The following is a 25,678-nucleotide window of genomic DNA, read 5'->3' as shown; positions in this document are numbered from 1 at the left end:
GAGTAAGCACCCGGTACGACGTGTGCGCCGAGCCCGTGGGAGATCATCATGGCCGACCGCTATCTGAGCTTCACCGCCACCGCGCCAGGCCGCCTCCTCACCCGGCGGCTCGGACTCCCGCAACCGGCGGCGCTCAGGCGCTGGACGCCCGAACACCCCACCCTGGAAGGCCACTTGCTGCACCTGACGGCAGGCGGCCCGTCGGCGCTCGACCTCGCGCCGGTCCTGGCCCGCACCGGCCTGCCCACCGGACCCGAAGGACCGGCGGCGCCGACGGGATCCCCGGCCGCCGTCGTCCTCGACGCCACCGGTGTCCGTGACGTCGACGCGCTCGCCGGGGTGCACTCGGCGCTGCACCCGGTCGTGCGGTCGGTGGCGGCCGGCGGGCGGATCGTCGTGCTGGGCGCCCCCCTGGACGCCTCGGACCACCACCAGGCCGCCGCGCAACAGGCCCTGGAGGGGTTCGTGCGGTCCCTGGGCAAGGAGATCGGGCGGGGCAGGACGGTGAACCTCGTCCGGCTGACCGACGCCCGGGCCGCCGGGTCCACCCTGCTCTTCCTCCTCTCCCCCAAGTCGGCCTACGTCAGCGGCCAGGTGATCACCGTGGGGGCCGCCGGGGCCGGGGGAACCGGGCCCGGGGACGACCAGGGGCCCGACGGCCCGTCGCTCCCCCTCGCCGGCCGCACGGCGCTCGTCACCGGCGGCGCCCGCGGTATCGGCGAGGCCGTCGCCGAGACGCTCGCCCGGGACGGCGCCCATGTCGTCGTCCTCGACGTACCGCAGGCCGAGGAGGACGCCCGCCGGGTCGCCGCGCGGCTGGGCGGCAACGCCCTGACCCTCGACATCACCGCCGCCGACGCGGGCGAGCGGATCGCCGCCGGGCTGCCCGGCGGACTGGACGTGCTGATCCACAACGCGGGCATCACCCGCGACCGGCGGCTGGCCAACATGCCTGCCGAACGCTGGAGTTCGGTCCTCGACGTCAATCTGGCGAGCGTGCTGCGGACCACGGACGCGCTGCTCGCCAAGGGCGTCCTGCGACCGGGAGGCCGGATCGTGGCCACCGCCTCCATCGCCGGACTCGCGGGCAACGCGGGGCAGACCAACTACGGCGCGAGCAAGGCGGGCGTCGCCGGACTGGTCAGGTCCCTCGCACCGCGCGCCCTCGCCGGGCACGGGGTCACGGTGAACGCGGTGGCGCCGGGCTTCATCGAGACGAGGATGACCGCCGCGGTGCCCCTGTTCATCCGGGAGGCGGGCCGCCGGATGAACTCCCTCGCGCAAGGCGGCCTGCCCGTCGACGTGGCCGAGACGACCGCCTGGCTCGCCCATCCGGCGTCCGGCGCGGTGAACGGCCAGGTCGTGCGGGTGTGCGGCCAGAGTCTGCTGGGGGCGTAGTGAGCGGCGTCGTGATCATGCTGTCCGGACCCCCCGCCCTCGGCGTGCGGCTCGCCCTCGGCGCGCTGCGCTCACCGCTGCGGCGGCCCCGGCCGGGGGTGCGGTTCGCGGGCGCCGGTGACCGGCTCGTCCTGCCCGGCCTGCGGGTGGACGTGGACCGGCTGGCCGCCTACGAGCGGGTGTGCGGCTTCCCGACCGGCGAGGACTCCCTGCCGCTCACCTATCCCCATGTCCTGGGCTTCCCGCTGGCCATGCGGATCATGAGCGGCCGAGGCTTCCCCCTCCCGCTGCTCGGTCTCGTCCACACGTCGATCGACATCACCCGGCACACCGCCCTGGCGGCCTCCGGGACCTACGAACTCACGGTGTTCGTCGACCGGTTGGCACCGCACCGGCGCGGGACCGAGGCGGTCGTCGTCACGGAGCTGCGGGACGGCGGCGCGCTCGTGTGGGAGTCGACGAGCACCTATCTCTCCCGGCACCGCACCGAGCCCGCCCCTGGCGACCCGGAGCCCGGCAGCGCGCCGGCGGCGCCGGACCCGTGTCCGCTTCCCGTGCTCGACGAGTGGCGGCTCGCCGCGGACGTCGGACGGCGCTACGGCGCCGCGTCGGGCGACCGCAACCCCATCCACCTCCACCCGCTCACCGCCCGCCTCTTCGGGTTCCCCCGGGCCATCGCCCACGGCATGTGGACCGTGGCCCGCTGTCTCGCGGCCCACGGCACGCCCCAGGCGGTACGGATCCACGCGGAGTTCCGGGCACCGGTCCTGCTGCCGGGGACGGTGGCCTTCGCGGCGGACGGCGCGCGCTTCGAGCTGCGCGGGACGGGCGGCGCGGCCCGGGTCCATGTGAGCGGCCGGGTGGATCCGCTCCCGGGCGGGCGGCCCCGGTGATCCTGCACGATCGGCCCCCGACACTGCCCTCCAGGCCCTTACCCCGGTCGCGTCCGGTCGAGCACAGTGGTGGGTTCACATGGATCCGTCGCTGAGAGGAGCGTCCATGCGCGCGCAGGACCAGGAGAACGACCTGGGCGGTATCCGCCGGCCCAAAGCCGGAAAGGGGCCGACACGGTCGCCGCTCCCGGGGCCGGCGGCGGGGCTGCTCGCCCTCCAGCGCTCGGCGGGCAACGCGGCGGTGACGCGAGCCATCGAGGAACAGCGGCACGAACACGGCCCCGGCTGCGGCCACGCGGACCGGTCGGTCCAGCGGGACGCGCGGGCCGCGGACACGGAGCAGGACGCGGTGCAGCGCCGGGTGTCGCTGACCGAGGTGACCGGCTCCGGCGGCAGCAGCCTGGACCCGCGCATCCAGGCCAAGGCCGAGCAGGCCTACGGGATGCCGCTCGGCCATGTGCGGGTGCACAACGACGCGACCGCCCAGCGCGCGAGCGCCGACTTCAACGCGCACGCCATGACCATCGGCCACCACATCGTGCTGGGCTCGTCCCGGGTGGACGACGAGACGATGTTCCACGAACTCGACCACGTGCGGCAGCAGTCGCAGGGTCCGGTGGCGGGCACCGACAACGGCTCGGGCGTGAAGGTGTCCAGCCCCGGCGACTCCTTCGAGCGTCAGTCGGCCTCCAACGGCCGCCTGGTGGCGCAGGGTTCGGCCCCCGACCTCTCGCTGCCCGGCTCGGCGGGCCGCGGGGCCCCGGTCCAGCGGGCGGCGGCCGGGACCGGTGAGCGGCAGAACGTGCAGCGGATGCCCAAGGAGGCGACCAAGTCCAAGGCCGGCCGGAGCGGCAAGAAGGCGACCGTGGCGCAGGCGATCACCAAGGCGCTGGTGCAGAACCACGGCTGGAAGGAGTACGGCGGTCAGCAGAACAAGACCGTGCACTTCCCCGTCGCCTCGGCGAACGCCCCCGCGCACGCGATGAGCGAGGGACTCAAGGGCGCCGCGCTGAGCGCGATGTACCACGGCACCGACAACATCAGCACGAAGCGCTCCTACGCCACGGAGCGCGCCGAACAGGCCCTGCGCTGGATCTCCACCGTCACCTTCGCCTACCTCAACGACCTGCGCAAGCAGCCCGAGGAGGTGCAGGCGGGCGTGAGCGGGGTCCAGCAGGACGGGCCGGACGCGGGCGCCGCCATGAGGTACCAGCTGTACATCTCGTCGAACAAGGACGGCGCCAACAAGGCCCTTTCCGACCTGTACGAGGGCAAGGACAACGCCAAGGCGTTCCTCGCCGCGGTCCTGGAAGCCGGCGAGCCGAACCTCTCCAGCCGTACAGCGCGCGAGCAACGGCACGCCCAGAAGGTGGCCTCACGTCTGCTGGCCGACCGGGCGGGCATGGAGGCCTACGGCACGGTTCTCCAGGCGCTGGGCGGCTCGGTGAACGTGCCCGCGAAGCAGGAGGACGCCGCCAACGACGGTCTGCACGCCGAGCGCCGCATCGTGGAGAGCGCCCCGGAGGGCAGCGTCACCGCGATCGCCGGGGTCAAGCGGCCCTGCATGGTCTGCTACATGGAACTCTTCGTCGGCGACGACTCCAAGCGTCCCGGCCCCTACTGGCCGAGCAAGGCCTCCAACATCGGCGAGTCCGACTACACCGTCGCGAACGCCGACATGCTCGCGCTGCGCATCCACACGGCGGCGGAGAAGGGCGGCGGCACGCACGTCAGCCTCCGGGTCGACTGCGAGGGGCAGGAGCGGGTGGACACCGGGTACGGCTCCGAGTCCGACACCTCGGCCTCGGACAGCGAGCAGGCCCCGGCGCTGATCCCCGCGGAGGCGATGGACCTGAGCTGAGGCGGTCGCCCGGGCCCGCCGGAGGCGCTCAGTCCTCCGGCGGGGTCCAGGACCGGCCGTCCATGAGGTCGCCGAGGCCGGCCCAGGCGAAGTTCATCAGGGTCGTCGCCGTCTGGCGGGCGGTGGTGCCCGCGGCGGTGTTGGCCCACGCGGCGAGGGACTCGGCGGCGCCGACCAGTGCCTCGGCGAGTCCGGCGACCTCGCGTTCGGGCAGGTCGGGGTCGCGGTGGGCCTCCCGGGCCGCGACCACGATCAGCTGGGTGACGAACGCGACGATCTCCTCGCGCATCGCCGCGACCTCGGCGGCGAACGGCTCCCCGTGGGTGCGGGCCTGGAGGTGCAGGACGGACCAGGCGTGGGGATGCTCTGCGGTGTGCGCGAAGAACGCCAGCAGGCCGTCCCACAGCTGCCGGTCGGCGGGCAGGTCGGTGCGCACACCGGTGCGCACCGCCGCGACGAGCGCCTTGGCCTCGCGCCGGATGCAGGCGGTGAAAAGGTCTTCCTTGGAGTTCAGGTACAGGTACACCAACGGCTTGGACACGCCCGCGAGTTCGGCGATCTCGTCCATCGACGCGGCCATGTACCCGCGGCGGCCGAAGGTCTCCACGGCGGCGTCCAGCATCTGCTGCTCACGGACCGCACGCGGCATCCGCTTGGTCTTCACGGCACCCATGGACACAGCGTAGTTGGGCCCGTCCGGGCCCGCGCCGCGCGATACGGGTCAGGAAGCCTGCGCCTGGCCCTGCGCCTGGCCCTGGGCGTGCGCCGCCTCGTCGGCGGTGGCGTCCTCCTGGGAGCGGTTGGCGTCCAGGTTGGCCTTCATCCGGTCCACCCGCTGCACGACCTGCACCGAGGCGCGGTCGCGCTCCTTGCGCAGCACCACGAAGCTGATCGGCGCGGAGATCACCAGCGACAGCAGCAGGATCCACATCAGGTTGGAGTCACCGAGGCCGCGGGGGACGACGCCCGAGTAGACGAGGCCCCAGACGACCACGAAGCAGCCGGCGAAGACACCGAGGCGCATCAGTGTGTAGCGGAGCATGTCAATCCACTCTTCCGATTCCAAAAGGGGCCAGCATCCAGTGAAGCACGCCGGGACCCCGATCTTGCAGCGGGGTGCGAGCGGGTGTCAGGCCAGCGGCAGCAGCATGACGACGTCGTCGCGGTCGTCCCCCGGCGCGACCCGGATGGCGCCGGGGATCCGTCCGACCTCCTTGTAGCCGCAGGAGCCGTAGAAGCGCTCCAGGCCGAGCCCGCCGCGGCAGGTGAGGCGGATCGCCTCGATGCCGTCGAAGGTGCGGGCCTGCTCGGCGGCGGCCGCCAGCAGGTCGCGGCCGTAGCCCTTGCCCTGGTGCCGGGGGTGCACCATCACCGTGTACAGCATCACCCAGTGGGTCTGGAGCCGGTGCGTGTTGAAGGTGAGGAACGCGGTCGCGGCGACCTCGCCGGCCGGGTCGTGCCCGACGAGCAGCCGGGTGCGGCCCTCGGCCATCTGGACGAGGTGGCGGACCAGTTCGGGCCGTACGGTCTCCCGCTCCACCGGCGGCACGAAGCCGACGGCCCCGCCCGCGTTGGAGACGTCCGTCCACAGGTCGAGGATGCCGTCGCGCAGCGCGGGGGTGACGGCGGGGTCGAGAGTGAAAGTAAGGGCCACGAAAGGATGGTAGTCCTTACGTGACCCTGGCTTCCAAGCCCCCGCCCCCGTGCGCGCTCAGACCCGCATCGGCTGCGGCGACTCACGGCGGGCCGGGTCGGGACCGTCGTACTCGCGGATGATCTCGTACCGCGTGTTGCGCTCCACCGGGCGGAAGCCGGCGTCCCGGATGAGGTCCAGCAGGTCGTCGCGGGTCAGCTTGTTGGGCGTGCCGTAGTTGTCGGCGTCGTGCGTGATCTTGTACTCGACGACCGAGCCGTCCATGTCGTCGGCGCCGTGCTGGAGCGCGAGCTGCGCGGTCTGGACGCCGTGCATGACCCAGAAGACCTTGACGTGCGGAACGTTGTCGAACAGCAGCCGCGACACCGCGAAGGTCTTGAGGGCCTCCGCGCCGGTCGCCATCTGGGTGCGCGCCTGGAGCCGGTTGCGGACCTTGCCGTCCTGCATGTCGACGAAGTCGTGCTGGTAGCGCAGCGGGATGAAGACCTGGAAGCCGTTCGTCTCGTCCTGGAGCTCACGCAGCCGCAGGACGTGGTCGACCCGGTGCCGCGGCTCCTCGATGTGCCCGTACAGCATGGTGCACGGGGTCTTGAGGCCCTTCTCGTGCGCCAGCCGGTGGATGCGCGACCAGTCCTCCCAGTGGGTGCGGTGGTCGACGATGTGCTGCCGGACCTCCCAGTCGAAGATCTCGGCGCCGCCGCCGGTCAGCGACTCCAGGCCGGCGTCGATCAGCTCGTCGAGGATCTCGGAGGCGGACAGCCCGCTGATCGTCTCGAAGTGGTGGATCTCCGTCGCCGTGAACGCCTTCAGGGAGACGTCCGGGAGCGCGGCCTTCAGCTCGCGCAGCGAGCGCGGGTAGTAGCGCCACGGCAGGTTGGGGTGCAGGCCGTTGACGATGTGCAGCTCGGTGAGGTTCTCGCCCTCCATCGCCTTGGCGAGCTTCACCGCCTCCTCGATGCGCATCGTGTACGCGTCCTTCTCGCCCGGCTTGCGCTGGAAGGAGCAGTAGGCGCAGGACGCGGTGCACACGTTCGTCATGTTGAGGTGCCGGTTGACGTTGAAGTGCACGACGTCGCCGTTCTTGCGGGTCCGCACCTCGTGCGCCAGGCCGCCCAGCCACGCCAGGTCGTCCGACTCGTACAGCGCGATGCCGTCCTCACGGGTCAGCCGCTCACCGGCCCTGACCTTCTCCTCGAGCTCGCGCTTGAGTCCGACATCCATGCCCGCACCTCTCTGTGACTTCCTGCGACGACACCGCCGACGCCGACGACCAACCGTACGCCCCCGCCCCTCGGGCCGGGGGCACCCCCGGACCGCCCTGAAGCGGACCTATACCTCTTCGGGCAGTTCCCCCACCCGGTTCTCCCACTTGGTGGAGAGCACGATCGTGGTGCGGGTGCGGGAGACCCCCTTGGTCCCGCTGAGCCGGCGGATGATCCGCTCGAGGCCGTCGACGTCGTTGGCCCGCACCTTGAGCATGAAGGAGTCGTCGCCGGCGATGAACCAGCAGTCCTCGATCTCGCTGAGGTCCTTCATCCGGTTCGCCACGTCCTCGTGGTCGGCGGCGTCGGAGAGGGAGATGCCGATCAGGGCGGTGACGCCGAGACCGAGCTGGGCGGCGTTCACCGTGGCGCGGTAACCGGTGATGACACCGGCCGCCTCCAGCCGGTTGATGCGGTCGGTGACGCTGGGTCCCGACAGACCGACGAGGCGCCCCAGCTCCGCGTAGGAGGCCCGGCCGTTCTCCCTCAGGGCCTGGATGAGCTGTCTGTCCACCGCGTCCATGCGAATCGAAGCCTTCCGATCAGAGTTCCTGAAAGAGATGAGAGGTACTGCGGTGTGCCCGAAGGCGCTCAGGTGCCCCGCGTTCCGTTCGCGCCGCCCAGTTCGCCGTCCCACCGGCGGTAGAGCCCGTGCGCGACCCCCGCCGCGTCGAGCACGCGGCCGGCCACGAAGTCGACCAGGTCCTGGATGTGGGTCGCCCCCGCGTAGAAGGCGGGCGAGGCGGGCACGACGCTCGCACCCGCGTCGTCCAGCGCGACCAGGTGACGCAGCGTCTGCCCGTTCAGCGGCGTCTCGCGCACGGCCACGACCAGCGGCCGGCGCTCCTTGAGCGTGACGCTCGCGGCCCGCTGGAGCAGGTCCTTGGACAGCCCGAGGGCGACCCCGGCGACACAGGCCGTCGAGGCGGGGACGATCAGCATCCCCTTGACCGGGTACGACCCCGAGGACGGCCCCGCCGCCAGGTCCCCGGCTCCCCAGTAGCGGACGCCCCCGAGGTCGACGTCGAAGGTGTCCGGCTTGCCGTCGGCCCCCCGGGCCAGCCATTCCCGCAGGTCGTCGCGCCAGTGCGCGTCCCGGAAGGAGATGCCGGTCTCGTCGAGCAGGGTGAGCCGCGAGGCCCGGCTCACCACCAGGTCGACGCTTTCGCCCCCCGCGAGCAGCGCGCGCAGCACGGCGGCGGCATAGGGCGTACCAGACGCCCCGGACACCCCCACGATCCAAGGCACGCGCTGCGTTTCTCCTGCGTTCACACCTTGAGCGTACCGGTGGGCACGGAGGTCTTCAGGACCGGACTACACCGTGAGCCCGCGCACCAGCAGGTCGACGAGCGCGCAGACGAACAGGCTGATGCCGATGAACCCGTTCGTCTGGAAGAACGCCCTGTTCAGCCGGGACAGATCGTGCGGCCGCACGATCGTGTGCTCGTACAGGAAGGCGCCCGCGACGATCACCAGACCCAGCCAGAAGAACGCGCCGGCGTCCGTGGCCAGCGCGTACCAGACGAACAGGGCCGTCGTGATCGCGTGGCAGACCCGCGCGCCCCACACGGCCGCCGGGATGCCGAAGCGGGCCGGCACCGACATGACGCCGATCTCACGGTCCGTCTCGACGTCCTGGCAGGCGTAGATCAGGTCGAAGCCGCCGATCCAGACGCCGACCGCCAGACCCAGGATCACCGCGTCCCAGGACCACTCGCCGGTGATCGCCAGCCAGCCGCCGATCGGGCCCATGGCCTGCGCCAGCCCCAGGATGGCCTGCGGGAAGTTGGTGAACCGCTTGCCGTAGGGATAGACCACCATCGGGATCACCGCGATGGGGGCGAGCGCCAGGCACAGCGGGTTCAGCAGCGCCGCCGCGCCCAGGAAGATCACCAGGGCGATCAGCGCGCCGGTCCAGGCGTGCCGCACCGACATCGCGCCCGTGACCAGCTCGCGCTGCGCGGTGCGCGGGTTACGGGCGTCGATCTCGCGGTCGATGATCCGGTTGACCGCCATGGCGAAGGTGCGCAGGCCCACCATGCAGACGGTGACCAGCAGCAGCCTGCCCCAGTGGATGTTGCCGTCCGTCTCGAACATCGCCGTCAGCGCGGCGATGTAGGCGAAGGGCAGCGCGAAGACCGAGTGCTCGATCATCACCAGGCGCAGGAACGCCTTGGTGCGTCCCGGCTGCGGCAGCGCCGCGGATGCCGAACTCACAGCCCGTACTCCTTCCAGCGGCGGTCGACCTTCGCCGCCGTCTCGGGGTCGGACAGCACCATCTCCGGCCAGCCGCCGTCCCGCGTGTACCCCTCCTCGGGCCACTTGCGGGTCGCGTCGATGCCCGCCTTGCCGCCCCAGAACTGCTGGTAGGAGGCGTGGTCGAGATGGTCGACCGGGCCTTCGACGATCGACAGGTCCCGGGCGTAGTCGGTGTTGCCGAGCGCCCGCCAGGCCACCTCGTGCAGGTCGTGGACGTCACAGTCGGAGTCCACGACGACGATCAGCTTGGTCAGGGACATCATGTGGGCGCCCCAGACGGCGTGCATGACCTTCTGCGCGTGCTTGGGGTACTTCTTGTCGATCGAGACGATCGCACAGTTGTGGAAGCCGCCGGCCTCGGGCAGGTGGTAGTCCACGATGTCCGGGACGATGACCTTCAGCAGCGGCAGGAAGAAGCGCTCCGTGGCGCGGCCGAGCGGGCCGTCCTCCGTCGGCGGCCTGCCGACCACGATCGACTGGAGCAGCGGCCGCTTCCGCATCGTCACGCAGTCGATCTTCAGCGCGGGGAACGGCTCCTGCGGGGTGTAGAAGCCCGTGTGGTCGCCGAAGGGCCCCTCCGGCAGCATCTCGCCCGGCTCCAGCCAGCCCTCGATCACCACCTCCGCCTGCGCGGGCACCTGGAGGGGCACCGTCTTGCAGTCGACCATCTCGATCCGCTTGCCGGCGATGAACCCGGCGAAGAGGTACTCGTCGATGTCGCCGGGCAGCGGGGCGGTGGAGGCGTACGTCACGGCGGGCGGGCAGCCGAAGGCGATCGCCACGGGCAGCTTCTCGCCCTTGCGCGCGGCGACCTGGTAGTGGTTGCGGCTGTCCTTGTGGATCTGCCAGTGCATCCCGATCGTGCGCTTGTCGTGCCGCTGGAGGCGGTACAGACCGAGGTTGCGGATCCCGCTCTCGGGGTCCTTGGTGTGCGTCAGACCGAGGTTGAAGAAGGAGCCGCCGTCCTGCGGCCAGGTGAAGAGCGCGGGCAGGACGTCGAGGTCGACGTCGTCGCCGTGCAGGACGACCTCCTGGACGGGCGCGTCCTGCTGCTTCACCTTCTTCGGCGGCACGTGCGTCATCGCGCCGAGCTTCCCGAACGCCTCGCGCACACCGACGAAGCCGTGCGGCAGCTCGGGCCGCAGCAGTCCGCCGATCTTCTCGGAGATCTCGCCGTACGACTTCAGCCCGAGGGCCTTCAGCAGCCGCCGGTCGGTGCCGAAGACGTTCATCGCGAGGGGCATGGCGGAGCCCTTCACGTTCTCGAAGAGCAGCGCGGGGCCCCCGGACTTCTGGACCCGGTCGACGATCTCCCCGACCTCCAGATACGGATCGACCTCAGCCTTGACGCGCTTGAGGTCGCCTTCGCGTTCCAGTGCCCTGAGCAGGGAACGAAGATCGTCGTAAGCCATGTGTACCAGTATCGGCCACCCGCTACCCTGACCCCGTCACCGGGGCTGCCCCACGCTCCGCCACCGTCTTCCGGGAGAGCCCGCCACCATGCTCAGGTATCTGCCGTTCCTGCTGGTCCTGGCACTGTGGATCTATGCCTTCATCGACTGCCTGAACACCCCCGAGGAGGAGGTGCGCGGGCTGCCGAAGGTGGTCTGGGTCATCATCATCCTGCTCTTCGGCGAGGTCCTCGTCGGCCCGGTCGCCTGGCTGGTGGCCGGCCGGCCCCGCCGCGTGCCCGCCGGCGGCGCCGCGGCCGCCGAGCAGCAGCCCCGCGCCCGGCGCACCGAGTGGGTGGCGCCCGACGACAACCCCGAGTTCCTCAAGTCCCTCAAGGACGAGACGGCCAGGAACGAGGAGAAGCTCCTCAAGGACTGGGAGGCCGACCTGCGCCGCCGCGAGGACGAGCTGAAGCGGCGCGAGTCGGGCGAGGAGCCTCAGCCTCCGCAGGACTGAGACCCGATCCGCCAGGGCCGGAGTTTCTCCGGGTTGCGCACCGCCCAGATATGTCTGATGCGGCCGCCCGCGATCCCGAACGCGAACACGGTCGCGATCTCGCCGTCCTGCTGCGCCACCAGGCCGGGCACCCCGTTGACCGTGCACTCCAGGAACGTCCTGCCGTCGCCCGCCACCCGGGCGATCCTGGCGTAGGCCCGCGCGATCCGCTCAGCGCCCACGATCGGGTGCGGGTGGGTGACGGCCAGCCCGCCGCCGTCGGCGGTCGCGGTGGCAGCGGGGTCGAGCAGGCCGATCAGGGCGTCGATGTCCTTGGCCTCCCACGCCGTTCTGAACTGCCTGACGATGCGGGCCTGTTCGGCGTCCGGTCCCTCCGGGGCAGCCGCGCCGCGGACGCGGCGACGGGCGGACGAGGCCAGTTGGCGGCAAGCCGCGGGCGTGCGGCCCACGATCTCGGCGACCTCGCCGAAGGGGTAGCGGAAGACGTCGTGCAGGACGAACGCGACGCGCTCGGCCGGGGTCATCGCGTCGAGGACGACCAGGAAGGCCATCGTCACCGACTCGTCGAGGGTGATCCGGTCGACCGGGTCGGTGCCGCCGGCCCCGGAGTGCCCGGCGATCCACTCCGTGGGCTCGGGCAGCGGTTCCGGGATCCAGTCGCCCACGTACGTCTCCCGTCTGACCCGCGCCGAGCCGAGCAGGTTCAGGCAGATGCGGCCGGCGACCGTCGTCAGCCAGGCACCGGGCGACTCCACGGCCCGCCGCTCCGATGGGGACATGGCGTACCAGCGGGCGTAGGTCTCCTGCACGACGTCCTCGGCGTCGGCGAGGGACCCGAGGAGCCGATAGGTGAGATTCATCAGCCGGCGCCGCTCGCCCATGATCACGCCGGGGCCCGGGTCGCTCCGGATGTCACCGGGCTCGCCTCTGCTGGTCATGTCCGGCCGTCTCCCTCGCTCGCCCTGCGCCGCCACCCATTACGACAGGACAGCCCACCGGAATGTGAGGCCGGCGTTCGCCTCACATTCCGAAGGGCTGCGCTGTCGTAACGGTGAGGACGACGACAAGACGGAGGAGAGGCTTCGATGAACGACTTCCAGGCCATCGCGGACCGTGTCGAGATCGAGGCGCTGCGCGGCGAGTTCACCGACGCGGCGATGATGCGCGACCGGCCCCGCCTGGCGTCGCTGTTCACCCCGGACGGCGCCCTGCGCATGCCGAACATCCCCGTGGAGCAGGTCGGCCGCGAGGAGATCCTCGCCGGGGGCGAGCGGTTGCAGAGCCAGTGGGACTTCTTCGTGCAGACCACACACCCCGGCACCATCGTGCTCGACGGCGACACAGCGACCGGGCGCGCCTACATCCAGGAACTGGCGCGCGCCCTCGACGGACGCCAGGGCCTGAACTTCGCCGTCTACCACGACCGTTACCGGCGCACCGAGGAGGGCTGGAGGTTCGCCGAGCGGGTGTACGAGGTCAGGTACCTCGACACGTCCCCCCTGGCGGGCACGGCGCCCCGGTCGGCCCGAAGCGCCGGGACCGGCCCGGCGAGAACCGCGGCCACCCCGCCTTCGGCCGCGTCCTTCGCGGACCCCGCGCCGGCCGAACGACTGGAACGGGCAGCGAGCGCGCTGCGGGCCAACGGCTTCGCCGCCGAGATCCTCGACGACGCCGCGGCCGCGCGCGCCCGCGTCGAGGACCTGCTTCCCGAGGGCGCCGTCGTGCTCACCGGCGCCAGTGAGACGCTCCGGCTGTCCGGCATCGACGAGGACATCAACACCGGCGGCCGGTACGACGCCGTCAGGCCGCGCGTCCTGGCCGTCGACCGCGCCACCGGCGCCGACGAGATCCGCAGGCTGGTCGCCGTCCCCGAGTTCGTCGTCAACAGCGTCGCCGCCGTCACCGAGACCGGGTCGCTCGTCCTCGCCTCCGGCAGCGGCAGCCAACTCCCGGCCAACGCGGGCGGCGCGGCCCACGCGGTCTGGGTCGTCGGCGCGCAGAAGGTGGTGCCGGATCTGGACACGGCGCTTCGCCGCGTCCATGAACACGCCCTCCCGCTGGAGAACGTCCGCGCCCGGGCGGTGTACGGAAGGCCCAGCGCGGTGAACCGCCTACTCATCCTCAACGCGGAACCCCAGCCGGGGCGCGGCACCGTGCTGCTTCTGCGGGAGGCCATCGGATACTGACGCGCGGCGTTCAGCGGCGGACGGACTCCACGAACGCGTCCCAGGCGCTCCGCGCGACGACGACGACCGGGCCGCCGGGCCTCTTGCTGTCACGGACGGGGACGACGACGGAGGATCCGGGGGCCACCTCGATGCAGTTGCCGCCGTTGTCGCCGCTGTAGCTGCTTTTGATCCAGGTCGTCGCTGTGAACTCGTGCCTGTTCATAGTGCTCGTACCCTTCCATCGCGTCGCTGATCAGTGCGGCGGACTCGGCGGCTGACGGCGCGTCGGCCCTGAGCACATGATAGGTCCGGTTATGACGCGCGAAAGCGGCCGGATCATCGTTGAAATGACCCTGGTCCAGGGATTCCGAGTACACCCACTCATGTCCGTCGGGCAGCTTGATCAGTGACATCGACGTGTTGGGCCGGACGAGCCCGCGATCGCCCGAAGGGGCTACCTGGACACGGACGTTGGCGAGCTGTCCCACCTTGAGCAGGTGGGCGCACTGCTCCCGCATCACGGCCGCCCCGCCGATGACCGTACGCAGACAACTCTCGTCCAGAACGGCCAGGTAGAGAGGGCCGCCTTCGGCAAGGAAACGCTGCTGCCTGCTGAGTCGCTCCCGAACGCGCTCCTCCGCCTCCGCCGGGCTCAGCACGCGGGCGAACAGCGCCCGGGCATAGTTCTCGGTCTGCAACAGACCCGGCATCACACGCTCCTGGTATTCCTGAAGACAGACCGCCTCCCCGTCCATCTCCGCCCGGCGTCTGAACCAGTCCGGATGTTCCACCTGTGGGTACCAGTCCACGCGCCCCCACAGCCGCGCCAACGCCCCGCCCGTGCGGAGCACTTCGTCGCATTTCTTGGCGAACGGCTCCTGCGGGACCCGCGTTCCCGCCTCCACCCGGGCGACCAGTGACCGGTCGCAGGGGATCGCCTTCGCCAGCGCCTCCTGCGTCAGCAGGGCCCCCTCGCGGAAGTGCCGCAACAACTCGCCGAACAGGGCGGCGTTGGTCGTCACGGCCGTCCCCCTCCTCCGTGACAGGCGCCCACTGGCACGCGTCGGACATTGATACGCACCGTGCCCGCACGCGACGCTCGACACACCCAGAGTCACCAAGTCGGTACGGAGAGGGCACGGACGGGGCATGACCGAAAACACCGAGACCACCGAGAGCCGGTTCGAGACAGGAACGGTCCTCTACGACCCCGCGTCGGACAGGGTCGGCGAGTACCGCGGCAAAGCGGGGCCGTACGCGCTGCTGCGCCCCCTCGGAGGCGGCCGGGAGTGGGAGGCGCGTCCGGAGTCGCTCCGGCCGGCCGACCCGGGCGAACGGCTCAGCGCGGGCGTCCGCGCGGCCAACTCCCGTTCGACGCAGGGGCCGCCGGCATCGGGCGTCGGCCCCGCCGCCCCGGTGCGGGACTGCGCGGCCTGCGCCGATCTGGCCGCCCTGCGCGACGAGGCCCGGGCCCGTCATGACGGCAGCGCCGAGACCGACGCGGACGTCCTGCTCCGCCGCCACCAACTCCGCTACCACGCGGCGCTGCTGGGGCTGCGGGACTAGACGGCCGGGGCGGCGGCCGGGTCATTCGCCGATGTCCTCGTTCCACAGGGCCGGGTTCGCCGCGATGTACTCGCGCATCATCGCGGCGCACTCGGCGTCGTCCAGGAGCATGATCTGCACCCCGTGCTCCGCCAGCCAGTCGTGACCGCCGTGGAAGGTCGCCGCCTCGCCCACGACCACCCGGGAGATGTTGAACTGGCGCACCAGACCGGAGCAGTACCAGCACGGGGAGAGGGTCGTGACCATCGTCGTGCCCCGGTACGACCGCTGCCGGCCCGCCGAGCGGAACGCGGCCGTCTCCGCGTGCGTGGAGGGGTCGTCGTCCTGGACGCGCCGGTTGTGGCCGCGGCCGAGGAGCGTGCCGTCCGCGCCGTACAGGGCCGCGCCGATCGGGATGCCGCCCTCGGCGAGCCCCGCCCGGGCCTCGGCGACGGCGGTGGTCAGCCAGATCCGTGCCGTCGCCCGGTCGAGAAGGTCCATGCCCTCATGCTGGCGCCGAGGGCGGGCGGGGGCAATGCCGGACCACCCGATCGGGGGTGCCCGCACGCCGAACCGCCCGGCCGGTGCGGCCACTTGAGCGATCTGTAACCTGGCCCGATCATTCGTGGGCTATGGGAGGAACGTTCATGGTTGCTGCTCCGGTACTGGAGGAGCTGCGGGAGGTCTGCCAGCCGCAGGCCAAGCTGGCGAGCCGCAACGGCGAACACTGGGCGGGCCGGCTGTACATGCGGCGGGTCTCCCTGCGGTTCACCCGCCAGCTGGTGCGCACCCGGGTCACCCCGGACCAGCTGACCTGGACGATGGTGGTGTGCGGGGTGCTGTCCGGCGCCGCGCTGCTGATCCCGGGCCTGGCCGGAGCCCTGCTGGCGGCCCTCCTCATGCAGCTGTTCCTGCTCTTCGACTGCGTGGACGGCGAGGTCGCCCGCTGGAAGGGCCAGAACAGCGCGACCGGCATCTACGTCGACCGGCTCGGCGCCTACCTCGCCGACGCGGCGCTGATGACCGGCTTCGGTTTCCGCGCCGCGGAGTCCGGGCTCGGCGGCTGGGCCGGGTTCAACGGGTGGGTGTCCCTCGGTCTCGTGACCGCGCTCGGTGTCGTGCTGCTGAAGGCCTCGACGGACCTGGTGGACGTGGCCCGGGCCCGGCGCGGGCTGGCCGTCGCCGACGACGAGGCGACCGCACCGCGCTCCCAGGGAGTCGCCTCGGTGCGCAGGCTGGCCGCCGCGTTCAAGATCCACCGGGTGACCAACGGCATCGAGGCCTCCCTGGTCCTCGTCGTCGTGGCGTTCGCCGACGCGGCGAGCGGCTCCGTCGGCCCGACCCGCTGGGCGCTGGCCGCGATCGCCGTCATCACCTGGCTGATGGTCCCGGCCCACCTGCTGTCGATCCTCTCCTCCTCCCGCCTGCGCTGACCCCTGCGGGCGGCGCGGGGACGTCCGGGCGGTCCGCCCGTACGCCGAAGGCCGGTTCCCGTGACCTCAGTCACGGGAACCGGCCTTCGGTGCGCGGCGGTCAGACGCCCGCGTACGAGTGCTTGCCGGAGACGAAGATGTTGACGCCGTAGTAGTTGAACAGCCAGCAGCCGAACGCGATCAGGGCCAGGTAGGCGGCCTTGCGGCCCTTCCAGCCGGCCGTGGCGCGGGCGTGCAGGTAGCAGGCGTAGGCGACCCAGGTGATGAACGCCCAGGTCTCCTTGGGGTCCCAGCCCCAGTAGCGGCCCCACGCGTCGCCCGCCCAGATCGCGCCGGCGATGATCGTGAACGTCCAGAGCGGGAAGACGGCCGCGTTGACGCGGTAGGCGAACTTGTCCAGGGAGGCGGAGGCGGGCAGCCGGTCCAGGACCGAGTTCGCGAAGCGGCCGGGCTTGCCGCCGCTCGCCAGCTTGTTCTCGTACGCGTCCCGGAACAGGTAGAGGATCGTGGCGACCGCGCCGACGTAGAAGACCGCTCCGCACAGGATCGCCGTCGAGACGTGGATGTACAGCCAGTACGAGTGCAGCGCGGGAACCAGCTGGTCGCTGGCGGTGTAGAGGACCGTGACGGCGATGCCGAGGTCGAGCAGGACCGTCGTGATCAGGAACAGGCCGAGCCAGCGCACGTTCTTGCGCAGCGCCAGCAGCGTCAGGTAGACGCCGACGGCCACCGTGGAGAAGGTGATGTTGAACTCGTACATGTTGCCCCACGGCGCCCGCTCCACGGAGGCCGCGCGGGCGATCACACCCCCCAGCTCGACCAGGAACGCGAGCACCGTGAGGGAGACGGCGATCCGGCCGTACATGTCGCCCTGGACGTCACCGCCGTGCGCGCCGGGCCCGTCCGGCACGTCCCGCGCGCCGGCGGCGGAGCGCACCACGACCTGCGGCCGCTCCATGACGGCCGTGCCGCCGTTCTTCCGGACGGTGACGGCCGGGCCCTGGGCGCCGGACGGGGCGGTGAGCGCGGCGGCGGTACGGCCGACCTTGCTGCGGCTGCCGAGGAGCCATTCGGCGATGTACGCGAAGAAGGCCAGGGTGTAGACGGCCATCGCGGAGTAGATCAGCGTGTTGCTGATGCTCGCGAGGTTTTCGTTGGTGGCGGCGGCGAGATTCACTTCTCAGCCCCTTCGGCAGGTACGGCTCGGGGTTCGGAGGGTTCGGGGGAAGCGGGGGTGTCCGCAGCGTCCGGGTCGGGGTCCGCGGCGGACTCCGGGACGGGCTCCGGGGCCGGGGCCGCCCGGTCGTACAGGGTTCCGGCGAGTTCGCCCAGTTCCTCGGGCACCTTGGCGGACTCGCTGCGGCCGAGACCGCCCATCTCGACGACGGTCACCCCGTCGTCGCCGCGCACCGCCCGCACCCACACCCGGCGGCGCTGGAGGAACAGGGAACCGGCCAGACCGAAGATCGCGGCGATGGACCCGCCGAGCGCCCAGCCGCTCGCGGGCTGCTGGGTGACCTGGAAGTTCGCCCATTCCTTGGTGCCGTCGTAGGTGATCGAACCGGCGCCGTTCGGCAGGGTCATGGTCTCGCCCGGCTTGAGGTTGTCCCGCAGCTGGAGGCCCTTGGAGTCCTTGAACTCCTTCATGTGCGCCTTGTCGAGCTGGTACACGCTCTGCGGGATGCCCGAGTCGACCCCGAGGTCCCCGTGGTACGGGGCCAGGTTCAGGACCGGGTTGTCCAGCGCCGGGAACTGCGAGACGACCGCGCTGTCGGGGCCGCCGTAGGTCGGCAGGAAGAAGGCCTGGAAACCGAGCTGTTCCGAGAGGCCCTTGGCGTCCTTGTAGCCGTCGAGGACCTTGACGACGCCGGAGGAGGTGATGTTGGAGTCGAGCGGCAGCAGCGGCACGGCGTCGTGGTAGACGACCTCGCCCCTGCCGTTCCGGACGGTGACGACCGGCGCGTAGCCGTGGGCGGTGAGGTAGACCTTCGAGTCGCCGATCTCCAGCGGCTCGTTGACCTTCACGACCGTCTTCTTGTCCTTGCCGTAGGCGCCCACGCTGTAGGTGAGGGCCGCCTGGAAGGTGCGCGCGGTGCCCTTGTTGGGGCCGCTCGTCTCGTACGTGCCCTTGAAGTCGTCCAGGGTGAAGCTGAACGGCTCCAGGTCGTCGGTGCCGAAGAGGTTGCCCGACTTGAAGTCGTTGTACTGGGTGAGGGTGTTGGAGAAACCGTCCCCCTCGACGACCAGCTTGTTGCCCTCGGACTTGTAGAGCTGCCCCCAGGCGAAGGCGACCAGCATCACGATCAGCGCGATGTGGAAGAGCAGGTTGCCGACCTCCCGCAGGTATCCCTTCTCCGCGGCGACGGCGTCCCCGACGACGTGGGCGCGGAAGCGGCGCCTGCGCAGCAGGACGAGCGCGGCCTCACGGACCTGCTCCGGCTCGGCGCCGGTGCGCCAGGCGGTGTGCGCGGGCAGCCGGGTCAGCCGCCTGGGCGCGCCCGGCGGGCGGCTGCGCAGCTGGCCGACGAACTGCCAGGTGCGGGGCACGATGCAGCCGATGAGGGAGACGAACAGCAGGATGTAGATCGCGGAGAACCACACCGAGCTGTAGACGTGGAAGAGGCCGAGCCGGTCGTAGAGCGGCGCGAGTGTCCCGTGGGCCTTGCGGAAGTCGGCGACCTTCGTCTCGTCGGTGCCGGACTGCGGGATCAGGGAGCCGGGGATCGCGCCGAGCGCGAGCAGCAGCAGGAGCAGCAGGGCGACCCGCATGGAGGTCAGCTGCCGCCAGAACCAGCGGGCCCAGCCGATCACTCCCATGCCGGGGTTGGACGGCGCCTCCACCGGGGCGGTGGAGAGCTGGGAGCCGGCGGCGCCGAGGTCCTGCTCGTCGGTGGCGGCGGACCCGGCCGGGGCGCCGGAGGTGGTGTTGCTCATCGGTCAGATCCCCACATCGAAGCCTGCGGACCAGGACTGCACGTCCTGCACGAGTCGGTCCCACGCACCGGTGAGCAGCATGACACCGGTCAGGATCATCATGACGCCGCCGATCCGCAGCACCCAGACGTAGTGGCTCTTGACCCAGCCGAAGGCGCCGAGCGCCTTGCGGAAGGCGACGGCGGCGAGTACGAAGGGCACGCCGAGGCCGAGGCAGTAGGCCACGGTCAGCAGGGCGCCGCGGCCCGCGCTGCCCTGCTGGGAGGAGAGGGCCAGCACGGAGGCGAGGGTCGGGCCGATGCACGGCACCCAGCCGATGCCGAACAGGGCGCCCAGGACCGGGGCGCCGACCAGACCGGTCACGGGCTTCTTGTGGATGCGGAACTCGCGCTGGGTCATCCACGGCATCAGGCCCATGAAGAAGGCGCCCATGAGGATCATGAGCACCCCCAGCACCTTGGACAGGACGTCCTGGTTGGCCTTGAGCGTGTCCCCGAAGTACCCGAACAGGGCCCCGCTGGAGACGAAGACGAAGGTGAAGCCGAGGACGAAGAGGGAGGCGCCGGCCACCATCCGTCCGCGGCGCGCGTCGGCCAGGTCGGTGCCGGCGACACCGGTGACGTACGAGAGGTAGCCGGGCACGAGCGGCAGGACGCAGGGGGAGAAGAAGGAGACGAGTCCGCCGAGCAGCGCGATCGGCAGGGCGACCAGCAACGCGCCGTTGAGCACGGTGTCGTTGTAGCCCGTGGCGGCGAGCGTGGTGACGGCGCTCACGTCACTTCTCCGCGAGGACGGGGTCGATCATCTTGCGCAGCTTCTCCTCGCTGAGCGCCGCCAGCGAGCGCGCGGCGATCTTCCCCTCCCGGTCTATGACCAGCGTGGAGGGAATGGCCTGGAGGCTGAGCGTGCCCTTCTTGAAGCGCAGCAGCAGCTTGCCCTTGGGGTCGGACAGGCTGGGGTAGGTGACACCCTGCTGCTTCTCGAAGGCGAGGGCGTTGTCGTTGCTGGTGTCGAGGGTGTTGATGCCGACGAACTGCACGCCCCGGTCCTTGAGGTCCGTGGAGACCTTCTGGAAGTTGGGCGCCTCGGCACGGCACGGCGAGCACCAGGAGCCCCAGACGTTGAGGACGACGATCTTGCCCCGGTAGCTCTTCAGGTCGAGTTGTCCGCCGGCGACGGTCTTGCCCGACAGGTCGGGGACCGCGTCCCGCTTTCCCTGCTCGACGGTGGAGATGCCGTCCTTGCCCATGACGAAGTTGGTGTCGCCGCCCCCGGACGTGCCTCCCGAGGTGCAGGCGGACAGCAGCAGGGCGGCGGCGGCCGCGCCGGCGGCCGTCGTCAGGGCGTCACGGCGCGAGCGGATCCGGCTGGTCGAGCACAGGGGGGCGCGGCTGGCGGCACTCATGTGAAAAGTTTCGCATGCCCGTTCCGGGGATCTTGCGCGCCCCCCTTGCGGGGAGAAAACCCCATATCAGGCGGCGTCGGAGCCGGACGCGGTCGCGGAGCCCGAGGGGGACGAGGAGGGGGTTCCCGCGCCCAGGAAGGTCTTCCAGCCCCCGGCCGGCTGCTGGCCGACCTCGAGGGTGCGCAGCTTCTCGAGGACCTCCGGCTTCTGGACGTCGATCCAGTCCACGAACTGCCGGAAGGAGACCAGCCGCACGTCCGCGCCCTTCTCCTTCTCGCGCGCGATGTGCTTGAACGCCTCCTCGACGGCGTCCATGTAGATGCCGCCGTTCCACTGCTCGAAGTGGTTGCCGATGAAGAGGGGCGCCCGGTTCGACTCGAATGCCCGCTTGAATCCCTGTATGTACGCCTGGGCGGACTGCTGCCGCCAGCCCGGGTAGTTGTGGGCGGGCGCCTTGGTCGAGTTGACCGACTGGTTGGCGAGCATGTTGTAGTCCATCGAGAGCACCTCGAAGGAACGGCCGGGGAACGGTATCTGCTGCAACGGCAGGTCCCAGATGCCGTCCTTCTTCTTCGGCCACACCTGGCGCCCGCCCGGCGAGGACGCGTCGTAGCGCCAGCCCAGGGCGCGGGCGGTGGGCAGCAGGTTGTCCTGGCCCAGCAGGCAGGGCGTACGGCCGCCGACGAGTTCCTTGTCGTAGTCGAAGGGCAGCGAGGGCAGGTCGCTCCAGCCGGTGTTGGTCCGCCACTCCTTCACGAACTTCTTCGCCTGGTCTATCTCGCTGCGCCACTGCGCGGGCGTCCACTTGCCGACCGAGCCGTGGCCCTCGCCGCAGAAGTGGCCGTTGAAGTGGGTGCCTATCTCGTGGCCTTCGAGCCAGGCCCGGCGCACGCCCGCCAGGGTCAGCTTGACGTGGTCGTCGGTGAGGTAGCCGATGTCGGAGGCGCCCCGCGGGTTGTTCGGCGGGTCGTAGAGCCGCTTCTTCGACTCCGGCAGCAGGTACAGCCCGGAGAGGAAGAAGGTCATGCTCGCGCCGTGGGCGTTGGCCAGGTCGAGGAAACGGGTGAAGAGCCCGTTGCCGACCTCGCCGGCCCCGTCCCAGGAGAAGATGACGAACTGCGGCGGCTCCTCGCCGGGCTGGAGCGGCACGGGCTTGGCGGGCTGGTGGGGCTGCTTGCCGGTGAACGAGGTGGAGCCGTCGCCGATGGGGCGGGCGCTCGCCTTCGGGCTGGGGCTGCCGGAGGGCTTGCCCGAGCCGCTGGAACCGCCGTGGGCGCTGGGCCCGTCGGAGTCCGTGAGGCTGCCGCAGCCCACGAGTCCGGCAGCGGCGGCGGCCCCGGCGCCCAGTCCGAGTGCTCCCCTGCGGGTGATGGCGCGCATGTGGCAACCCCGTTCGTCACGTTCTCTGGTGGTCACATAATCAGAGGACATGGCGAACAACGGGGTTCCGCCGTTACTTCCGGATTCCGTAACAGAGCGGCAGATATCAGCCACCCCGCCGGCCGGCGGGACCGGGCGGCGGGGTGAGCGGGGCGGGCGCGGGCCGGGGTGGGCCCGGGCGGGGCGGGTGGTTACGCCCCGAAGGCCTTGCTCTTGCCCTGCACCGGCTTGGCGCCCGCGCGCAGGTGCGCGGGGACCAGGTCGATGGCGGGCTCGCTGTAGCCGACGGACACGATCCGGTCGCCCTGGTACGTGAACGTCGTCAGCGAGGCGAGCGTGCACTGCCGCTTGCGCGGGTCGTGCCACAGCCGCCGCCGCTCGACCCAGGACCGCACGATCCAGATCGGCAGCTGGTGGCTGACCAGCACCGCCTCGTGCCCGCGGGCCGCCTCCTTCGCCGCGTCCAGCGCGCCCTTCATCCGCACGACCTGGTCGACGTACGGCTCGCCCCAGGACGGCCGGAACGGGTTGACGAGATGCTTCCAGTTCTCGGGCCGGCGCAGCGCGCCGTCACCGACGCCGAACGTCTTGCCCTGGAAGACGTTCTCCGCCTCCAGCAGGCGCGGGTCGGTCGCCAGGTCGAGCCCGTGCACCTTGGCGATCGGCGTCGCCGTCTCCTGCGCCCGCTCCAGCGGCGAGGCGACGACGTGCGTGATGTCACGCCGGGCGAGGTGCTCGGCGACCCGGTCGGCCATCTGCCGGCCCAGCTCGGAGAGGTGGTAGCCGTCGAGACGGCCGTAGAGGACTCCGTCGGGGTTGTGGACCTCGCCGTGCCGCATCAGATGGACGACGGTGAGGTCCTTCTCGCCCTTGTTACCGCCCCGGTCGGCCAGGGCGTTCTCGAGGTCGCTCGCGAAGGCCTCGTCGGCCGCCTTCTCGGTCGCGTTCTCGGGGGCGTTCTCCGGGGTGGTCATGCCGCTGTGGCCTCCGCAGCCGCTCGGGCCGCCGCCGGAAGGGCGTCGGCGATGATCTGGACGGCCCGGTCGTCGTGGGCCGTGGACACGAACCAGGACTCGAAGGACGACGGCGGCAGGTAGACGCCGTTCGACAGCAACGAGTGGAAGAAGGCGGTGAAGCGGAAGGACTCCTGCGCCTTGGCGTCCTCGTAGTCACGCACCGGCCGGTCCGTGAAGAAGACGGAGAACATGGTGGAGGCGCTCTGGAGCGTGTGCGCGACACCCTCCTTGGTCAGCGCCTGAGTCACCAGGGACTGGATCCGGCGGGAGACGTCGTCGAGCTTGACGTAGGCCGCGTCGTCGAGGAGCCGGAGCTGGGCGAGCCCGGCGGCGGTCGCCACGGGGTTCCCGGAGAGCGTGCCGGCCTGGTAGACGGGCCCGGCGGGGGCGAGGTGCGCCATGACGTCCGCCCGGCCGCCGAAGGCCGCGGCGGGGAAGCCGCCGCCCATGACCTTGCCGAAGGTCATCAGGTCGGGGCGTACGCCGTCGATCCCGTACCAGCCGGCCCGGCTGGTACGGAAACCGGTCATGACCTCGTCGGAGATGAAGAGCGCGCCGTTGGTCTGGCAGGCGTCCTTGAGACCCTGGTTGAAGCCGGGCAGCGGCGGCACGACCCCCATGTTGCCCGGCGAGGCCTCGGTGATCACGCAGGCGATCTCCCCGGGGTGCCGGTGGAACGCCTCCTGCACGGCCTCGAGGTCGTTGTACGGCAGCACGATCGTGTCGCCGGCCTGGGCGCCCGTGACACCGGGCGTGTCGGGAAGCGCGAAGGTGGCGACCCCGGAGCCCGCCGCCGCGAGCAGCGAGTCCACGTGACCGTGGTAGCACCCGGCGAACTTGATCACCTTGGTGCGGCGGGTGAAGCCGCGGGCGAGCCGGATGGCCGACATGGTGGCCTCGGTGCCGCTGGAGACGAGCCGCACCTCCTCCAGGGGCTCGATCCGGGCGACCATCTCCTCGGCGAGCGCGACCTCGCCCTCACCGGGCGTGCCGAAGGAGGTACCGCGCGCGACGGCCTCCTGGACGGCGGCGATCACCTCGGGGTGCGCGTGCCCCAGGATCATCGGCCCCCAGGAGCAGACCAGGTCGACGTACTCCCGCCCGTCGGCGTCCGTCAGGTACGGGCCGGTGCCGGACACCATGAACCGGGGTGTGCCGCCCACGGCGCGGAACGCGCGCACCGGCGAGTTCACACCCCCCGGCGTGACGGCGGACGCGCGGTCGAACAGCGCCTGTGAGACAGGCGCATCGTATGAATAGGGCAGTTCGCTCATGACCTGCGGCTTCTCCGACCTTTTCCGACTTGCTGGGACTCCGGTTGCCAGTGACCTCCCAGAGTAGGCCAGCCGGCCCCGGAGCCCGCGGGGCCGTCGTCGGCTTCACCATCTGCGAAACTGAGTCGTAACGGGCCTGCTGGACGTAGCTCACACCGACCGTGTGTCCAGTGGCTGCGAAGATCCTGCGGACAGGTGTTTCACCGCACGTTTCGGCGGGCGGCCGTGGGGGAGGTCACTGACACGATGATCGGGTTGCGCGGCGGGGGCCACGCGTCCTAGAAAAGCAGTCGGGTGGAGATATGCATCGCGGTGGCGGACTGGGCGAGGGGACTGACGACCTGGGTCCTCGACGTGCCCGGCGGGGAAGGCACCGGCGCGACGCGGAGGAAGCGAACGAAGCACGGCAGGCACAGGCACAAGGTGTACCGAGTGAGCCCGAGCGGATCGACCGCATCGATCAGATCGACCGGCTCGACCGGCTCGAGGGGTTGGACCCGGTCGAGCGGCGGGTCGACCAGCGCGTCGATCCCCTTCGGGCGGCGAGCAGGAATGGTGGTCGGGTGGGGGTGACGTACAAGTACTTCGGGGCGCCCGACGGCGCGACCGCGGCCCGCGTCCCGATCTCGATGCGCCCTGAGGAACTCGGCGGCGACGAGCTCGGCATGAACGGCATGTTCACCAAGATCAAGCCCGAGACGATGGCCGCGATGGTGCTGACCGGCATCCAGGGCGTCCCGCTCAGCAAGGTGCCCCCGCTGGAGCTGGTCGTCCTGCACCCCGACTACGCCGTGGTGAAGCTCCCCATGACGGTCGTGGACCCCCTGCGGGACATAGGCGAGGAAGCGGTGGGCGCGGCGGCCTTCATCTGGTCGACGGTCCCCGACCGCGGCGGCCCGCGGGACGCGTTCAACGTCTACCAGCTGCTGCACGAATGGCAGGACTTCTCGCACCGACTGCACGAGGCGGGGCATCAGCCGTACTGCCTGGTGTGGCCGTGACGGCGGTCGCGGGAGAACAACCGCCGAGGGCGGTTGGAGATGGCGGGCGAGGCCTTCGGGTCTCGCCCTTCTCCGTTTCCGGGGGCCGTCGGCGGCGGTCGGCGTGCGGGGCGGGAACTCGCTTGGTGGGTGCGGGCGTTGGGTCGGCGAGTGGGGCGGGCGCGAAGGGTGGGGGGCGGCGCGCGAGCGGCTCCGTATGGTGAATGATGATCCGACAGATCTGATGGATCGGATGGGCCGAAGGGGCCGGACGAGTCCGGCGGTCGCTCACGCACGGCGGTCATCCG

General features: G+C 71.2%; 27 protein-coding genes. 8 read left to right on the top strand and 19 right to left on the bottom strand.

Annotated elements, in window-relative coordinates:
* Positions 1-48: 48 nt before the first annotated feature.
* From Saso_RS21295 to Saso_RS38345, 3 genes are all read left to right on the top strand, one after another.
* Positions 49-1,398, top strand: coding sequence for a 3-oxoacyl-ACP reductase (locus tag Saso_RS21295; RefSeq protein ID WP_189925464.1), 1,350 nt, complete (start codon positions 49-51; stop codon positions 1,396-1,398).
* A gap of 17 nt (positions 1,399-1,415) precedes the next feature.
* On the top strand, positions 1,416-2,291 hold the full coding sequence (locus Saso_RS21290; protein WP_189925466.1) for a MaoC family dehydratase: 876 nt from the start codon (positions 1,416-1,418) through the stop codon (positions 2,289-2,291).
* Between the two features lie 106 nt (positions 2,292-2,397).
* A complete protein-coding gene (locus tag Saso_RS38345; protein ID WP_229901430.1) occupies positions 2,398-4,152 on the top strand; it encodes an eCIS core domain-containing protein in 1,755 nt (584 codons plus the stop codon).
* Positions 4,153-4,180: 28 nt separating this feature from the next.
* Here Saso_RS38345 and Saso_RS21280 read toward each other — a convergent pair whose 3' ends face one another.
* The 8 genes from Saso_RS21280 to Saso_RS21245 form a co-directional block, all read right to left on the bottom strand.
* Entirely contained in the window at positions 4,181-4,825 is a 645-nt protein-coding gene (locus Saso_RS21280; protein ID WP_189925468.1) for a TetR/AcrR family transcriptional regulator, read from the bottom strand.
* Positions 4,826-4,873: 48 nt separating this feature from the next.
* On the bottom strand, positions 4,874-5,194 hold the full coding sequence (locus Saso_RS21275; RefSeq protein WP_189925470.1) for a DUF4229 domain-containing protein: 321 nt from the start codon (positions 5,192-5,194) through the stop codon (positions 4,874-4,876).
* A gap of 87 nt (positions 5,195-5,281) precedes the next feature.
* Entirely contained in the window at positions 5,282-5,806 is a 525-nt protein-coding gene (locus Saso_RS21270; protein ID WP_189925472.1) for a GNAT family N-acetyltransferase, read from the bottom strand.
* Positions 5,807-5,863: 57 nt separating this feature from the next.
* Positions 5,864-7,027 carry an aminofutalosine synthase MqnE gene (gene mqnE / locus Saso_RS21265; RefSeq protein WP_189925474.1) on the bottom strand — a complete coding sequence of 388 codons (1,164 nt, stop codon included), beginning with the start codon at positions 7,025-7,027 and terminating at the stop codon, positions 5,864-5,866.
* A 108-nt stretch (positions 7,028-7,135) separates the two neighbouring features.
* Positions 7,136-7,591 carry an Lrp/AsnC family transcriptional regulator gene (locus Saso_RS21260; protein ID WP_054238669.1) on the bottom strand — a complete coding sequence of 152 codons (456 nt, stop codon included), beginning with the start codon at positions 7,589-7,591 and terminating at the stop codon, positions 7,136-7,138.
* A gap of 68 nt (positions 7,592-7,659) precedes the next feature.
* Entirely contained in the window at positions 7,660-8,316 is a 657-nt protein-coding gene (locus tag Saso_RS21255) for a UbiX family flavin prenyltransferase (RefSeq protein WP_189925476.1), read from the bottom strand.
* A gap of 66 nt (positions 8,317-8,382) precedes the next feature.
* Positions 8,383-9,285 carry a menaquinone biosynthesis prenyltransferase MqnP gene (mqnP, locus tag Saso_RS21250; protein ID WP_189925477.1) on the bottom strand — a complete coding sequence of 301 codons (903 nt, stop codon included), beginning with the start codon at positions 9,283-9,285 and terminating at the stop codon, positions 8,383-8,385.
* Complete coding sequence (locus tag Saso_RS21245) at positions 9,282-10,739, bottom strand: menaquinone biosynthesis decarboxylase (RefSeq protein ID WP_189925478.1); 1,458 nt, start codon at positions 10,737-10,739, stop codon at positions 9,282-9,284. Before Saso_RS21245 ends, mqnP begins: the two co-directional genes overlap by 4 nt.
* Positions 10,740-10,827: 88 nt before the next feature.
* Between Saso_RS21245 and Saso_RS21240 the strand changes: the two genes are divergently transcribed.
* Positions 10,828-11,235, top strand: coding sequence for a PLD nuclease N-terminal domain-containing protein (locus Saso_RS21240; RefSeq protein ID WP_189925479.1), 408 nt, complete (start codon positions 10,828-10,830; stop codon positions 11,233-11,235).
* Here the strand turns inward: Saso_RS21240 and sigJ are convergent.
* Positions 11,217-12,173, bottom strand: coding sequence for an RNA polymerase sigma factor SigJ (sigJ, locus tag Saso_RS21235; RefSeq protein WP_189925480.1), 957 nt, complete (start codon positions 12,171-12,173; stop codon positions 11,217-11,219). The genes Saso_RS21240 and sigJ overlap by 19 nt on opposite strands.
* A gap of 147 nt (positions 12,174-12,320) precedes the next feature.
* Between sigJ and Saso_RS21230 the strand changes: the two genes are divergently transcribed.
* Complete coding sequence (locus Saso_RS21230; RefSeq protein ID WP_189925481.1) at positions 12,321-13,421, top strand: LUD domain-containing protein; 1,101 nt, start codon at positions 12,321-12,323, stop codon at positions 13,419-13,421.
* Positions 13,422-13,431: 10 nt separating this feature from the next.
* Here Saso_RS21230 and Saso_RS38340 read toward each other — a convergent pair whose 3' ends face one another.
* Positions 13,432-13,548 carry a DUF397 domain-containing protein gene (locus Saso_RS38340; RefSeq protein ID WP_229901431.1) on the bottom strand — a complete coding sequence of 39 codons (117 nt, stop codon included), beginning with the start codon at positions 13,546-13,548 and terminating at the stop codon, positions 13,432-13,434.
* Entirely contained in the window at positions 13,511-14,425 is a 915-nt protein-coding gene (locus Saso_RS21225; RefSeq protein WP_229901432.1) for a helix-turn-helix domain-containing protein, read from the bottom strand. The genes Saso_RS38340 and Saso_RS21225 overlap by 38 nt, the downstream gene beginning before the upstream one ends.
* A 127-nt stretch (positions 14,426-14,552) precedes the next feature.
* Here Saso_RS21225 and Saso_RS21220 point away from each other — a divergent pair, with 127 nt between their 5' ends.
* Positions 14,553-14,969 carry a hypothetical protein gene (locus Saso_RS21220; RefSeq protein ID WP_189925482.1) on the top strand — a complete coding sequence of 139 codons (417 nt, stop codon included), beginning with the start codon at positions 14,553-14,555 and terminating at the stop codon, positions 14,967-14,969.
* Positions 14,970-14,990: 21 nt separating this feature from the next.
* On the opposite strand, the gene Saso_RS21215 is transcribed toward Saso_RS21220, so the two are convergent.
* Positions 14,991-15,449 carry a nucleoside deaminase gene (locus tag Saso_RS21215; protein WP_189925484.1) on the bottom strand — a complete coding sequence of 153 codons (459 nt, stop codon included), beginning with the start codon at positions 15,447-15,449 and terminating at the stop codon, positions 14,991-14,993.
* A gap of 146 nt (positions 15,450-15,595) precedes the next feature.
* On the opposite strand from Saso_RS21215, the gene Saso_RS21210 reads away from it, so the two are divergent.
* Positions 15,596-16,381 carry a CDP-alcohol phosphatidyltransferase family protein gene (locus tag Saso_RS21210; protein ID WP_189925486.1) on the top strand — a complete coding sequence of 262 codons (786 nt, stop codon included), beginning with the start codon at positions 15,596-15,598 and terminating at the stop codon, positions 16,379-16,381.
* Positions 16,382-16,481: 100 nt separating this feature from the next.
* On the opposite strand, the gene ccsB is transcribed toward Saso_RS21210, so the two are convergent.
* The 7 genes from ccsB to hemL form a co-directional block, all read right to left on the bottom strand.
* Positions 16,482-17,558, bottom strand: coding sequence for a c-type cytochrome biogenesis protein CcsB (gene ccsB / locus Saso_RS21205; protein WP_189925488.1), 1,077 nt, complete (start codon positions 17,556-17,558; stop codon positions 16,482-16,484).
* Positions 17,555-19,315, bottom strand: coding sequence for a cytochrome c biogenesis protein ResB (resB, locus tag Saso_RS21200; RefSeq protein WP_189925489.1), 1,761 nt, complete (start codon positions 19,313-19,315; stop codon positions 17,555-17,557). The genes ccsB and resB overlap by 4 nt, the downstream gene beginning before the upstream one ends.
* A 3-nt stretch (positions 19,316-19,318) precedes the next feature.
* Positions 19,319-20,089 (bottom strand): cytochrome c biogenesis CcdA family protein, encoded by a 771-nt coding sequence (locus Saso_RS21195; protein WP_189925491.1) that lies wholly within the window; start codon positions 20,087-20,089, stop codon positions 19,319-19,321.
* A gap of 1 nt (position 20,090) precedes the next feature.
* Positions 20,091-20,720, bottom strand: coding sequence for a TlpA family protein disulfide reductase (locus Saso_RS21190; protein ID WP_189925493.1), 630 nt, complete (start codon positions 20,718-20,720; stop codon positions 20,091-20,093).
* A gap of 66 nt (positions 20,721-20,786) precedes the next feature.
* Positions 20,787-22,100 carry a polysaccharide deacetylase family protein gene (locus Saso_RS21185; RefSeq protein ID WP_189925495.1) on the bottom strand — a complete coding sequence of 438 codons (1,314 nt, stop codon included), beginning with the start codon at positions 22,098-22,100 and terminating at the stop codon, positions 20,787-20,789.
* 191 nt (positions 22,101-22,291) lie between these two features.
* Positions 22,292-22,939 (bottom strand): histidine phosphatase family protein, encoded by a 648-nt coding sequence (locus tag Saso_RS21180; protein ID WP_189925574.1) that lies wholly within the window; start codon positions 22,937-22,939, stop codon positions 22,292-22,294.
* Positions 22,940-23,070: 131 nt separating this feature from the next.
* Entirely contained in the window at positions 23,071-24,390 is a 1,320-nt protein-coding gene (gene hemL, locus Saso_RS21175; protein ID WP_189925497.1) for a glutamate-1-semialdehyde 2,1-aminomutase, read from the bottom strand.
* Positions 24,391-24,692: 302 nt separating this feature from the next.
* On the opposite strand from hemL, the gene Saso_RS21170 reads away from it, so the two are divergent.
* Positions 24,693-25,391 (top strand): hypothetical protein, encoded by a 699-nt coding sequence (locus Saso_RS21170; RefSeq protein ID WP_189925499.1) that lies wholly within the window; start codon positions 24,693-24,695, stop codon positions 25,389-25,391.
* Positions 25,392-25,678 lie beyond the last annotated feature (287 nt).

This window comes from Streptomyces asoensis, assembly GCF_016860545.1.
Classification (GTDB): domain Bacteria; phylum Actinomycetota; class Actinomycetes; order Streptomycetales; family Streptomycetaceae; genus Streptomyces; species Streptomyces asoensis.
Note: the sequence above shows the minus strand (reverse complement) of the source record. Positions and strands in the feature narration are given on the sequence as shown.